This is a genomic window from Stenotrophomonas sp. SMYL20 (assembly GCF_036320045.1).
GTDB lineage: Bacteria > Pseudomonadota > Gammaproteobacteria > Xanthomonadales > Xanthomonadaceae > Stenotrophomonas > Stenotrophomonas maltophilia_A.
The window spans coordinates 49369-62756 of sequence record NZ_JAWIRT010000010.1 but is presented as its reverse complement, the minus strand read 5'-3'; the positions used below and the strand labels follow the sequence as shown (position 1 = coordinate 62756).

Below are 13388 nucleotides of genomic sequence, written 5' to 3'. Positions count from 1 at the left end.
CGGCCAGCGGCCGGCACTACCATCAGATGTAACCCACCATCGCCAGTGCGCCCAGCACGGGTCAATCGCCGACGATGCGGCCGTCGACGACGCGTGCCACCTGCTGGCCGAACATGGCCACATCCTGCGGGTCGTGGCTGATCAACAGCAACGGAATACCAGTCTTGTCCAGCACGGTCTCAAGCTCCTGGCGCAGGTGCTGGCGCAGATCATGGTCCAGCGCGGAGAACGGCTCATCCAGCAGCAGCGCCTGCGGCTGCGTCACCAGGGCGCGTGCCAGTGCAGTGCGCTGGCGCTGGCCACCGGAGACCTGCGACGGTAGAAGATCACCGACCGTGTCGATGCGGAATGCGTGCAGCCACTGCTCCACCGCATCGAAGCGCTGGCCAGCCCGCGGATTCAACCAGCCCTTCTGCAGACCGAACGCCACGTTCTGGCGCACGCTCAGGTGTGGGAACAACGCATAGTCCTGGAAGACATAGCCCAGCCGACGACGCTGCGGTGGCAGGTCCACGCCGGTCGCCGCGTCAAACAGGGTCTGCCCCTGCAGGCGCACGTGGCCCTGGCCCGGCCTCAGCAGCCCGGCCACTGCCTTCAGGGTCAGGCTCTTGCCGGCGCCCGAGGGCCCGAACAGCACCACCTGCCGCTGCGTGCACTGCAAAGCTACGTCCAGCACGAAACTCTGGCCGGCCGCCTGCAGTCGGCGCTGCACCTGCAGATCAAGCCACATCGCGCAGCTCCCGGCGACGCCCGCCCACCAGCCGTGCGGCCAGCAGCAGGATCACGATGCACACCACCGAGGTCAGGATCACCAGCGCATTGGCCTTGCCGTCCTGACCGGCCTGCACCGCTTCGTAGATGGCGATCGACAGCGTCTGCGTGCGGCCCGGAATGCTGCCGGCCACCATCAAAGTGGCGCCGAACTCGCCCATCGCACGTGCAAACGCCAGCAGCAGGCCGGCGAGGATGCCACGCCAGGCCAGCGGCAACGTGATGCGGAAGAACACCGCCGCTTCGGACACACCAAGCGTGCGTGCGGCCTGCTCCAGCTGTCCGTCCACTTCCTCGAACGCCGCGCGTGCCGGCTTGAACACCAGCGGCAGCGAGGCCACCGCCGCAGCGATCACTGCCGCCTGCCAGGTAAACACCAGGTTGATGCCGAACCACGACTGCAACCACGCACCGATCGGTCCGTTACGGCCGATCAGCACCAGCAGGTAATAGCCCAGCACCGTCGGCGGCAACACCATTGGCAGGGTCAGCAGCGAATCCAGCAGCTCACGGCCGGGAAAGCGCCGCCGCGCCAGTAGTGCGCCCAGCGCCACGCCCACTACAAGATTGATCGCGGTGGCCCAGCCGGCCACCTTCAGCGACAACCCCAGTGCGCTCCAGTCGAGATCCATGCCTCAGGGCTTGCCGAACCCGTGCCTGGCCAGGATCGCCTGGCCCTGTGCCGAACGCACGAAGGCGGTGAAACGCTTGGCTTCAGCCGGTTGCGTACTGGCCTTGGTCACCGCCAGCGGATAGGCAATGCGCCCCGCCACCGGCACCGCGAAAGCGCGGCGCACGCGGTCGGGCATTGCCTGCGCATCGGTGGCATAGACGAAGCCGGCGTCCACTTCACCGCGCGCCACGTAATCCAGCGACTGGCGCACGTTCTGCGTGGTGATGGTCTTTCCCTGCACCGACGGCCACAGGCCCGCCGCTTCCAGCGCGCCCTTGGCGTAGCGGCCGACCGGCACGCTGTCCGGGTTGCCCAGTGCGATGCGCTGCACGCTGCCACCGGCCAGGTCCTTCAGGGTACGCGGCGCGACCTTGGCCTGCGGCGGCACCACCACCCACAGCGCGTTCACCGCGAACACCTCGCGGGTACCGGCCGCCAGCAGGTCCTGCTGCTGGGCCTGGTCCATCGTGGTTTCATCGGCCGAGGCGAACACGTCCACCGGCGCGCCACGACTGATCTGCTGCAGCAGCACGCCTGAGGCGGCGAAGTTGAAATCGACCTTGGTTCCCGGGTGCGCCTTCTCATAGGCGGCGCCGAGTTCGCGGAAGCTCTCGGTCAGGCTCGATGCCGCCGACACCGTCAGGTCGGCCGCCCAGGCTGGCAGCGTGGCCAGCAGTCCCAGCAACAACAGTCCAGCGCGTTTCATCGTCGGCTCCCGGCCAGGTTCAGTTCGAATCGGATTCGTCGGCCACCGCCAGCGCCGCCAGGCGCTCGGGCTGCAGCAGCAGGATCTCGCGCTGCTTCACCGCGATGATCCCATCATCGCTCAGGCGGCGCAGCACGCGGCTGGCGGTTTCCGGCGCCATCCGCAGGTAGTTGGCGATCTCGGTGCGTGCCATCGTCAGGTTGAAGCGCGTGGCAGAAAAACCACGCCGCGCGTAACGCTCGGACATGTCCAGCAGGAACGCGGCCATGCGCTCTTCGGTACGGTGGTTGGCGGCCAGCGTGGCGACTTTGCCGATCTCCGCACTGAGCAGGCTGAACAGCTTGGCCTGCAGCCCCGGCATGCGCGTGGCCAGCAGGCTCAGCTTGGGGAACGAGATGCGGCACAGGTGCACGGTGTCCAGCGCCACTGCATTGCAGGGGAAGCGCGAGCCGTGGATCGCATTCAGGCCGATCACCTCGCCCGGCAGGCTGAAGCCCAGCACCTGCTCGTTGCCCTGGCTGTCATCGACGAAGGTCTTGACCATACCGGCGCGCACCGCAGCAATCGAATCGAACGATTCGCCAGCGCGGAAGATGTAGTCACCCGCATGGAACGGGCCAACGTGGTCGACCAGGACGTGCAGATCGCCCAGCGCGGTCTTGTCATAACCCTGCGACATGCAGGCATCGGAAAATGCACAGGTACTGCAGAAGTGCAGCGCGTCGCCATCATCGGCGGCGGCGGGGTTCGGCGTGGCCCGGCCGAGGCGACCCTGGGAAGGCGGAGTTGAAGACATCGGGGCAGGACTCAAGCGATGGCGGCCGCCGGCCGGAAGCATGCGGCCATCATACGCCACAGCAACCGCCCTTCTTCGGCCAGCCGCAGCACACGTGCATCCCACTGCGCCCAGCCGCGCGCCAGCAACGGTGACAGCGCCGGCAGCTGTTCGGCGAAGCATTCCTCGAAGGGTTCATCATTACGCCACTCGAAGGCGGCCGCATCGAGGGCATGGTCGCAGGCGATGCTCTGTGCCACCTCGGCCGCCATCCGCTCGTCCTCGGACAAGATCAAGCCCGCGGCCACACCCATGTGACCGGACTGCAATCGCGCCCGCCATTCGCCCAACTCATCCTCCAGGCGGTAGAACACCTCGCCGATCTGGCTGCAGGCGGACAGGCCAAGCCCGATGAAATCGCTGCGGTCGCGGCGTGGCACGCCGGCCAGGTCACAATGACGCTGGCCATCGCCCGGGCCATGCGGGTTCGGCAGGTCGCCGCGCTGGTAGTGGTCACCACCGATCGGTTCGTAGCCTGCTGCGCGCAGCAGGCGCCAGGCCTGCAGCCAGTGGGCCGCTGAGGGATCCCGTGGCAATGCGCACGGCGCTGGCAACAGGATGCGCTCGGGTGCTTCGGCCAGCACCTCATGCAGACGCTCGATGAAACCGGTGTCCTCACTGGCGGGAACGCGCAGCTGGTAGTAGCGCGCAGTGAAGCCGACCTGCCGCGCCTGTGCCAGCAGAGTCGGCCCCGGCGCATCGGCACGGTCGATCACGTTCAGGCGGGTGCAACCCACCGCGCGCAGCTGCGCCGGTGACAGCGCGCTGCCGGCGTCCAGCCGCACTTCCACCTGCGGCCGCGCCACCGTGCGCAGGTGCTGCGGCACGGCGTCCAGCAGCTGGCCCAGCTGCGGCGGCGGCAATGTCTCCGCCAATCCCAGCTGCAACACCATCGCCACCACTTCGCGGTCCTCGGCCAGGGCATCGGCCTGCAGCTGCAGGGCCAGCAGCAAGGTGTCCAGATACGCCTGCGGCGGCACATCGCGACCACCCCGACCGGCCTGAAAGCCGAGCGTCAACCCACGCGGAATCAGGTGCTCGTTGCTGGCGCGCACGGCGGCGCGCCAGCCGCTTTCGCCAAAGCCGGTGCTGAACTGGTCAGCCGGCGGAAACAGCACGTGGCGGGGCTGCCGCAGCAATGCCGCCTGCAGCGCAGTGTCCTCACTCTCATCAACGTGGAAGCTCATGGCACACATCTTCGGGCGTTCCTCTTCGCGTGGCCCTGATTGAAATCAAGCGTGGCGCATCGGCAGGTTCATGCCGGCCAGCGGCCGGCACTACCCTTTCGCCCGCTACCCGGTGGCCCCCGCCCCCCCGCCGCGCCCCCCCCCCCGCCCCCCCCCCCCGCCGCCGCCCCGCCCCCCCCCCGCCACCCCCCTCCACCCGCCGCACACCGTCCCGGTAGTGCCGGCCGCTGGCCAGCAACCCCCTTCACCTGCCGCGCACCCGCTCGGCGGCGGCCGCATCGATGGCTTCGGGCAGGTCGGTCTCGCGGTCGATCTGCGGGAAGTGACGGCGTTCCATGCGACGGATCGCAAAGTGCATCCACGCCAGTGCAGCCGCCACCAGCACGAACAGCAGCATGAAGCAGCTGCTCCAGATGCCCACCGCATCGTTCAATGCCCCGAACACGATCGGCAGGATGAAGCCACCCAGGCCGCCGATCATGCCGACCACACCGCCCACCGCACCCACGTGCTGCGGGTAGTACACCGGAATGTGCTTGTAGACCGCGGCCTTGCCCAGCGACATGAAGAAGCCCAGCACGAACACCAGCACGGTGAACATCACCACACCGATGGCCAGATGGAAGTGGATTGGGCCATGGATGCCCTTCACCACGTACTCGGTGTCCGGGTAGGCCAGCAGGAAGGTGCAGATGGCCGACACGCCGAAGGTCCAGTACATCACCCGGCGCGCCCCCATCCGGTCCGACATCCAGCCCCCGACCACGCGGAACAGGCTGGCCGGGATCGAGTAGCACGCCGCCAGCATGCCGGCGTGCCCCACGTCCATGCCGTAGGCGCCCACCAGATAGTGCGGAAGCCACAGCGCCAGCGCCACGAAACCGCCGAACACGAAGAAGTAGTACAGCGAGAACCGCCACACCTGCAGGTTCTTCAGCGGCGCCATCTGCTCGGCGAACGGAACCGGCTTCACGCCCTCGCGGCGGCGCTGCTCCAGCGACGGGTCTTCCTTGCTGAAGAGGAAGAACAGCACCGCAGTGACGGCCAGCGCGACCGCCCAGACCTTGGCAACCATGGTCCAACCCGCGGCCACCATCACCAGCGGCGCCAGCAGCTTGGTCACCGCCGAGCCGATGTTGCCGGCACCGAAGATGCCCAGCGCAGTGCCCTGCTTGCTGGCCGGGAACCACTTGGAGACGTAGGCCACGCCCACCGAGAAGTTGCCGCCGGCAATGCCCACGCACAGCGCGGCGATCAGGAACTGGGTGTAGGTCTGCGCGTAGGTCAGCATCCAGGTGGCCACGGCGCCACACAGCATCACCAGCACCATCACCTTGCGGCCACCGAACTGGTCGGACCAGATGCCGAGGAAGACGCGGCTGACCGAACCGGTCAGTACCGGCGTGGCGATCAACAGGCCGAACTGGGTGTCATTCAAACCAAGCTGTTGGCTGATCTGGATGCCGATGATTGAAAAGATCATCCACACCGCGAAGCACACGGTGAAGGCGAACGTGCTCAGCCACAGCGCACGCTGCTGCTGCCCGGCACTGGCGGGGGCAAGGGCCTGGTTCATGGGGTCTCCTCGTTCAATGGGGGTCAGCCGATATCCGCTTCGGCGTCGATCTCGTCCAGCCCGCGCACCGGGTAGCGTTCCTGCAGCTGCAGCAGGTAGGCCTGCACCTCACGCTGCCGCACCTGCAGCTCCAGGTAATCACGCAGCTGTGGCAGCACCGCCTCGAACGACTGTGGCTGGCCTTCCTCGCGAGCATCGACGCAGACCACGTGGTAGCCCCAGCGCGATTCCACCGGGAAACCGGCCAGGCCCTCGCGCAGGCGGAACACCTGGCGGTCAAACTCCGGCGTGGTCTGCCCGCGCTGCAACCAGCCCAGGTCACCGCCCTCGCTGCTGGAGGGGCAGCGCGAATGACGCAGGGCGAAATCGGCGAACAGGTGCGGCGACTCCTTCAGCAGTCCGACCAGCCGCTCGCCTTCGGTGCGTGCGGCAAATCGCCCGGCCACGTCGTCGGCCGGCGCCGCCAGCAGTATATGGCGCAGGCGCACGCGATCGGGCGAGCGGAAGCGCTCCGGGTTCTGCTCGAAGTAGCGGCGGCAGTCCTCGTCGGTCGGCACGCGGTCTTCGATCGCGTCCTCCAGCAGCTGCTGGATCAGCACTTCCTCGTCGCTGACCCGGTTGCCCTCCGGTGCCTGCAGGCCCAGCCGCTGCGCTTCCAGGCGCAGCAGCTCGCGCACCACCAGTGCACGTGCCGCTTCGGCGCGTGACTGTTCCGGGCGCATCGCCCGGTGGTGCTGCATCTCGCGGGCGATGTCGGCCTCGCTGATCGCGGTCTCGTCCACGAACAGCCGGCACGGTGCCGGCTGCCCGAGCGAGCGCGGCCCCTGCTCTGCCACGTTGTGGTGATGCGAATGCGCCTCGGCAGGCACCGGTGCGGCGGAGTCGATCACGGTGATCGGCAGAGATTTCGGCAGGCTGCCCATGGTCTACTCCCGCGGACCGTAGCGCAGCGTGGCCTGGCGGCGGCGCACCACCTGGTAGGGCCGCCACAGATAACTGACCGGAATGCTCCACACGTGCACCAGGCGGGTGAACGGCGCGACCAGGAACAGGGTCAGGCCCAGGAAGATGTGCATCTTGTAGACCCAGCTGACGCCCTCGATATAGTCGGCGGCACCGGCGCGGAAGGTCACGATGTGCTGTGCCCACTCGGCCAGCTGCACCATCACCCCACCGTCCAGGTGGCCGGACGAGACGCGGATGCTGTAGAGGCCCAGGCACAGCTGGGCGAACAGCAGCACCAGCACCAGGGTGTCACCGAAACTGCCGGTGGCCCGTACCCGCGCATTGAACAAGCGGCGTACCAACAGGATGCTGATGCCGATGAAGCACAGCGCGCCGAACACGCCGCCCACCACCATCGCCAGCATCTGCTTCTGCGACGAGGTGATGAAGTGCTCGTACACCGCATGCGGGGTCAGCAGGCCGACCAGATGGCCACCGAGGATGGCCAGGATGCCGATGTGGAAGCAGTTGCTGCCGATCCGCATGCCCTTGTCCGACAGCATCTGGCTGGAGCCGGTGCGCCAGGTATACATGGCCTTGTCGTAGCGGGCCCAGCTGCCGATCAGCAGCACCGCCACGGCGATGTACGGGTAGTACTGGAAGGCGAATTGATGCAGGGAGTAACTCATGGCTGGACCTCTCGATGCGAAGGACGGGCCGGCGAACGCACGGGCGGCTTGCAGTCTTCGGCGGGGGCTTCGGCGCCGAAGCGCACCGCCTCCTCCTCCCACAAGCGGTCCATGGCCTCGGCGGTATCGTCGCGGACTTCTTCGCTGGCACGCTGGCGCAGCGCCTGCAGATCGGCCTTGCCGTCACCGGCTTCGACCAGGATCTCGAACAGCACCCGGTGCGGCAGCTCGCGCTCGGCGGCACGCGCCGCCAGCATCCCGGCGATATGGCCGATGTGGTGCAGCCACTCGCGGGCCTCACTGCCGGGGCGATGGGCCAGGAACTCCAGCAGCAGCGGCAGGTAGTCCGGCAGCTCGCGTGCATCCAGTTCAAAGCCGTTGCGGCGGTAGGTCTCGACCAGATCGACCATCGCCTGGCCGCGGTCGCGCGACTCGCCATGGATGTGTTCGAACAGCAGCAGGCTCATCGAGCGGCCGCGGTCGAAACTGGCCAGCCACGCCGCCTGCGCATCCAGCGCATCGGTGTCCAGCAGCTGCTGCACGAAGCTGCGCAGCTGCTGGCGGCGGGCGGTGTTCAGCGCCGGGTCGTCGCAGGCGGCGAGCAGTTCCTCGCCGTGCTGCCACAGTTCTTCACGGGGGTAATCCAGCAGCACCCCGACCAGCTTGAGCACGCTCATCACACCACCTCCTTGCGGCGATGGTTCGGACCCTTGTCCACCACGAAGGTGGTGCTCTTGCGCTGGCCGAACAGGTCGGCCGGGCTGTCACCGTTGCAGCCGTTGCCGAAGGTGAAGCCGCAGCCGCCGCGCTCGCCGAAGGCATCGTTGGCGTATTCGCGGTGGCCGGTCGGAATCACGAAACGGTCCTCGTAGTTGGCAATGGCCAGGTAGCGGTACATCTCTTCCACCTGGGCGATGCTCAGCCCGGTCTGTTCCAGCACCGCGGTGTCTTCCACGCCATCCACGTTCTTGGCCCGGCGCCAGGCACGCATCGCCATCAGACGCTCCAGTGCGCGTACCACCGGCGCTTCGTCACCCGCCGTCAGCAGGTTGGCCAGGTAGCGCATCGGAATACGCAGCGAGGCCACGTCCGGCAGCTCACCGCTCATGCCCACGCGACCACGTTCGGCGGCCGACTGGATCGGAGACAGCGGTGGCACATACCAGACCATCGGCAGCGTGCGGTATTCCGGGTGCAGCGGCAGCGCCAGCTTCCAGTCGATCGCCAGCTTGTACACCGGCGACTGCTTGGCCGCGTCCAGCCAGCTGTCCGGGATGCCCTCCTTGCGCGCGGCGGCGATCACCGCCGGGTCGTTCGGGTCCAGGAAGATGTCCAGGTGGGCCTGGTACAGGTCTTTCTCGGCGGCCACCGAGGCGGCCTCGGCGATGCGATCGGCGTCGTACAGCATCACGCCCAGGTAGCGGATGCGGCCCACGCAGGTTTCCGAACACACGGTCGGCTCGCCCATCTCGATGCGCGGGTAGCAGAAGATGCACTTCTCCGACTTGCCGCTCTTCCAGTTGTAGTAGATCTTCTTGTACGGGCAGGCCGACACGCACATGCGCCAACCGCGGCACTTGTCCTGGTCGATCAGCACGATGCCGTCTTCCTCGCGCTTGTAGATCGCGCCCGACGGGCACGCCGACACGCACGCCGGGTTCAGGCAGTGCTCGCACAGGCGCGGCAGGTACATCATGAAGGTCTTCTCGAAGGCGCCGTAGATCTCCTTCTGCACCTGGTCGAAGTTGTAGTCGCGCGAGCGCTTGCTGAACTCCGAACCCAGGATCTCCTCCCAGTTCGGGCCCCACTCGATCTTCTGCATGCGCTCGCCACTGATCAGCGAGCGCGGCCGCGCGGTGGGCTGGTGCTGGCTGTCCTTGGCGGTGTGCAGGTTCTGGTAGTCGAAATCGAACGGCTCGTAGTAGTCGTCGATCTGCGGCAGGTCCGGGTTGGCGAAGATCTTGGCCAGCATCCGCCAGCGGCCACCGGCACGCGGCACCAGCTTGCCGGCGCGGGTACGCACCCAGCCGCCGTTCCACTTGTCCTGGTTCTCCCATTCCTTGGGGTAGCCGATGCCCGGCTTGGTTTCCACGTTGTTGAACCAGGCGTACTCGACGCCCTCGCGCGAGGTCCAGACGTTCTTGCAGGTGATCGAGCAGGTATGGCAGCCGATGCACTTGTCCAGGTTCAGCACCATCGCGATCTGTGCACGGACCTTCATCACACCACCTCCTTGCTGGCCGATGCCGAAGCACCAGCGGGCTGTTCATCGTCCAACCAATCGATCTTGTCCATCTTGCGCACGATCACGAACTCGTCGCGGTTGGTGCCGCACGTGCCGTAGTAGTTGAAGCCGTACGCCAGCTGCGCGTAGCCGCCGATCATGTGGGTGGGCTTGAGCACGATGCGGGTCACCGAGTTGTGGATGCCGCCGCGGGTCCCGGAAATCTCCGAGCCCGGCACGTTGATGATGCGTTCCTGGGCGTGGTACATCATCGCCATGCCCGGCATCACGCGCTGGCTGACCACCGCACGCGCGGCGATCGCACCGTTGACGTTGAACAGCTCGATCCAGTCGTTGTCGACGATGCCGGCGCTGCGCGCGTCGTCCTCGCTGATCCACACGATCGGGCCACCGCGCGACAGCGTCTGCATGATCAGGTTGTCGCTGTAGGTGCTGTGGATGCCCCACTTCTGGTGTGGCGTGATCCAGTTCAGCACGATCTCCTTGTTGCCGTTCGGGCGCTGGTTCAGCAGCGGCTCCACCGTGCGCGTGTTGACCGGCGGCCGGTAGCCCATGAAGGCCTCGCCGAAGTCGATCATCCACTCGTGGTCCTGGTAGAACTGCTGGCGACCGGTCACCGTGCGCCACGGAATCAGCTCGTGCACGTTGGTATAGCCGGCGTTGTAGCTGACGTTGTCGTCCTCCAGGCCCGACCAGATCGGCGAAGAGATGATCTTGCGCGGCTGTGCCTGGATGTCACGGAAGCGGATCGCCTCGTGCTCCTTGCCCACCGCCAGGTGGGTATGCTCGCGGCCGGTGAAGGTCCCCAGCGATTCCCACGCCTTCACTGCGACGTGGCCATTGGTTTCCGGCGCCAGGTGCAGGATCACCTCGGCCGCATCGATCGCGGTCGAAATGGCCGGGCGGCCCTGGCTCACGCCCGCGTCGTGCACGGTGTGGTTGAGCTTGCCGAGGAATTCGACCTCGTGCTTCGTGTCCCAGCTCATGCCCTTGCCGCCGTTGCCCAGCTTGTCCAGCAGCGGGCCCAGCGAGGTGAACTTGCGGTACAGGTTGGGGTAGTCGCGCTCCACCACCGTCATCGACGGCATGGTCTGGCCCGGAATGGCCTCGCACTCGCCCTTCTTCCAATCAGCCACGCCGAACGGCATGCCCAGCTCGTTGGGGGTGTCATGCAGGGTCGGCACCAGCACCAGGTCCTTCTCCACGCCCAGCACACTGGGCGCCATCTCACTTACGGTGCGGGCAACTTCCTTGAAGATCTCCCAGTCGCTGCGCGATTCCCAGGCCGGGTCCACCGCCTTCGACAGCGGGTGGATGAACGGGTGCATGTCCGAGGTGTTGAGGTCGTCCTTCTCGTACCAGGTGGCCGTGGGCAGCACGATGTCCGAGTACAGCGCGGTGGTGCACATGCGGAAGTCGAGCGTGACCAGCAGGTCGAGCTTTCCTTCCGGTGCCTCGTCACGCCACGTCACTTCCTCCGGCTTGATCGCCCCCATCTCGCCCAGGTCCTTGCCCTGCAGGCCATGGCGCGTACCCAGCAGGTGCCGCAGCATGTACTCGTGGCCCTTGCCCGACGAACCCAGCAGGTTCGAGCGCCAGATGAACATCATGCGCGGGTGGTTCTGCTGTGCATCCGGATCGGCAAAGGCAAAGTCCAGCGAGCCGTCCTTGAACTTGCCCAGCGCGTAGTCGGCCGGGGCAACGCCCGCCGCGTCCGCCTCGCGTACCAGCTGCAGCGGGTTGCGGTCCAGCTGTGGCGCACACGGCAGCCAGCCCATGCGCACCGCGCGCAGGTTCAGGTCGGCCAGGCTGCCGCTGTACTTGCTCGCGTCCGCCAGCGGCGACAGCAGCTCGTCCACCTGCAGCTTCTCGTAGCGCCATTGCCCGGTGTTGAAGTAGAAGAACGAGGTGCCGTTCATGTGGCGCGGCGGGCGGCTCCAATCCAGGCCGAAGGCCAGCGGCTGCCAGCCGGTCTGCGGGCGCAGCTTTTCCTGGCCCACGTAATGCGCCCAGCCGCCACCGGTCTGGCCCACGCAACCGCACATGATCAGCATGTTGATCAGGCCGCGGTAGTTCATATCGTTGTGGAACCAATGGTTCATCCCGGCGCCGACGATGATCATCGAACGGCCATGGGTCTTGTCGGCGGTACGGGCGAACTCGCGGGCGATCTCGATCACTTCCGCACGCGACACGCCAGTGATGCGTTCCTGCCAGGCCGGGGTGCCCGGCACCATGTCGTCGAAGCTCGATGCCACGTTGCCGCCGCCAAAGCCACGGTCCACGCCATACTGGGCCAGCAGCAGGTCGTAGACCGTGGCCACCAGGGTCTCGCCACCCTCGGCCAGGGCCAGTCGACGCACCGGGATGTTGCGCTCAAGCACGTCGTCGGCCGGCGCAGCGGTCCAGCCCTCCGACTCGATGCCACCGAAGTACGGGAAGCTGACCGCCTCGATGCCCTCATGGGCGTCGGCCAGGCTCAGCCGCAGGCGCGTATCGGCGCCATTGCTTTCCTTCTCCTCGATGTTCCACTTGCCCTTCTCGCCCCAGCGGAAACCGATGGAGCCATTGGGCACCACGATCTGGCCGCTGGTCTCGTCCAAAGCCAGCGTCTTCCAGTCCGGATTATTGGCTTCACCCAGCCCGCCCAGTTCACTGGCACGCAGGAAACGGCCCGGCACCAGGCGACCGTCGTCGCGGCGCTCCAGGCGCACCAGCATCGGCATGTCCGAGTACTGGCGGCAATAGTCCTGGAAGTACTGCGAGGGCGAATCGACGTGGAACTCGCGCAGGATCACATGGCCGAAGGCGAAGGCCAGCGCCGCATCGGTGCCCTGCTTGGGGTGCAGCCAGTGATCGGTCAGCTTGGCCAGCTCGGAATAGTCCGGGCAGATCGCCACCGTCTTGGTGCCGTTGTAGCGCGCCTCGGTGAAGAAATGCGCATCGGGCGTGCGCGTCTGCGGCACGTTCGAGCCCCAGGCGATGATGTAACGGCTGTTGTACCAGTCGGCCGATTCCGGCACGTCGGTCTGCTCGCCCCAGATCTGCGGCGAGGCCGGCGGCAGATCGCAGTACCAGTCATAGAAGGACAGGCAGGCGCCGCCCAGCAGCGACAGGTAGCGCGCGCCGGCGGCATAGGACACCATCGACATCGCCGGGATCGGCGAGAAGCCGACCACGCGGTCCGGGCCATACTGCTTCACCGTGTACAGGTTGGAGGCGGCGATGATCTCGTTGGCCTCTTCCCACTGCAGGCGCACGAAGCCGCCCATGCCGCGGCGGGTCTTGTACGAACGCGCCTTCTCCTTGTCCTCCACGATGCTGGCCCAGGCATCGACCGGGGCCTTGCTCTTCCGTGCTTCGCGCCACAGGCGCAGCAGCGTACCGCGGATCAGCGGGTACTTCAGCCGGTTGGCGCTGTACAGGTACCAGGAATAGCTGGCGCCACGCGGGCAGCCACGCGGTTCGTGGTTGGGCAGGTCCGGGCGCGTACGCGGGTAGTCGGTCTGCTGGGTTTCCCAGGTGACCAGGCCGTTCTTGACGTAGATCTTCCAGCTGCACGAACCCGTGCAGTTCACGCCGTGGGTGGAACGCACGATCTTGTCGTACTGCCAGCGGGCGCGGTAGCTGTTTTCCCAGTCACGGCCTTCGCTCTTGGCGAATCCGTGGCCATCGGCAAAGGTCTGGGGGTCACGCTTGAAGAACTGCAAGCGATCGAGGAAATAACTCATCGGGGGTCTCCCTTTGCGGACATCGGCATC

General features: G+C 66.8%; 11 protein-coding genes. All 11 read right to left on the bottom strand.

The window, feature by feature from the left end; translation table 11 throughout:
• Positions 1 to 61: 61 nt before the first annotated feature.
• The 11 genes from V3B48_RS09490 to V3B48_RS09440 all read right to left on the bottom strand — a co-directional run bounded on the left by V3B48_RS09490 (position 62) and on the right by V3B48_RS09440 (position 13358).
• Positions 62 to 730: an ATP-binding cassette domain-containing protein gene (locus V3B48_RS09490; protein ID WP_329893609.1), complete on the bottom strand. Its 669-nt coding sequence runs from the start codon at positions 728 to 730 to the stop codon at positions 62 to 64.
• Positions 720 to 1403 carry a molybdate ABC transporter permease subunit gene (gene modB, locus V3B48_RS09485; RefSeq protein WP_049459011.1) on the bottom strand — a complete coding sequence of 228 codons (684 nt, stop codon included), beginning with the start codon at positions 1401 to 1403 and terminating at the stop codon, positions 720 to 722. Before modB ends, V3B48_RS09490 begins: the two co-directional genes overlap by 11 nt.
• Positions 1404 to 1406: 3 nt before the next feature.
• Positions 1407 to 2150 (bottom strand): molybdate ABC transporter substrate-binding protein, encoded by a 744-nt coding sequence (modA, locus tag V3B48_RS09480; protein WP_329893608.1) that lies wholly within the window; start codon positions 2148 to 2150, stop codon positions 1407 to 1409.
• A gap of 19 nt (positions 2151 to 2169) precedes the next feature.
• Complete coding sequence (locus V3B48_RS09475; protein ID WP_049401325.1) at positions 2170 to 2946, bottom strand: helix-turn-helix domain-containing protein; 777 nt, start codon at positions 2944 to 2946, stop codon at positions 2170 to 2172.
• An 11-nt stretch (positions 2947 to 2957) separates the two neighbouring features.
• Positions 2958 to 4172 (bottom strand): coproporphyrinogen III oxidase, encoded by a 1215-nt coding sequence (locus tag V3B48_RS09470; RefSeq protein ID WP_329893607.1) that lies wholly within the window; start codon positions 4170 to 4172, stop codon positions 2958 to 2960.
• 244 nt (positions 4173 to 4416) lie between these two features.
• Entirely contained in the window at positions 4417 to 5748 is a 1332-nt protein-coding gene (locus tag V3B48_RS09465) for a nitrate/nitrite transporter (protein ID WP_014037437.1), read from the bottom strand.
• A gap of 23 nt (positions 5749 to 5771) precedes the next feature.
• Positions 5772 to 6671, bottom strand: a complete 900-nt coding sequence (locus V3B48_RS09460) for a peptidylprolyl isomerase (protein WP_329893606.1) — start codon at positions 6669 to 6671, stop codon at positions 5772 to 5774.
• Positions 6672 to 6674: 3 nt separating this feature from the next.
• Positions 6675 to 7382: a respiratory nitrate reductase subunit gamma gene (gene narI / locus V3B48_RS09455; RefSeq protein WP_329893605.1), complete on the bottom strand. Its 708-nt coding sequence runs from the start codon at positions 7380 to 7382 to the stop codon at positions 6675 to 6677.
• The gene (narJ, locus tag V3B48_RS09450) at positions 7379 to 8059 is read right to left on the bottom strand and encodes a nitrate reductase molybdenum cofactor assembly chaperone (RefSeq protein WP_006371182.1); all 681 of its coding nucleotides are present in this window, start codon (positions 8057 to 8059) and stop codon (positions 7379 to 7381) included. The genes narI and narJ overlap by 4 nt, the downstream gene beginning before the upstream one ends.
• Entirely contained in the window at positions 8059 to 9603 is a 1545-nt protein-coding gene (gene narH / locus V3B48_RS09445) for a nitrate reductase subunit beta (RefSeq protein WP_012511273.1), read from the bottom strand. The genes narJ and narH overlap by 1 nt, the downstream gene beginning before the upstream one ends.
• Positions 9603 to 13358, bottom strand: coding sequence for a nitrate reductase subunit alpha (locus V3B48_RS09440; protein WP_329893604.1), 3756 nt, complete (start codon positions 13356 to 13358; stop codon positions 9603 to 9605). Before V3B48_RS09440 ends, narH begins: the two co-directional genes overlap by 1 nt.
• Between the last annotated feature and the right edge of the window lie 30 nt (positions 13359 to 13388).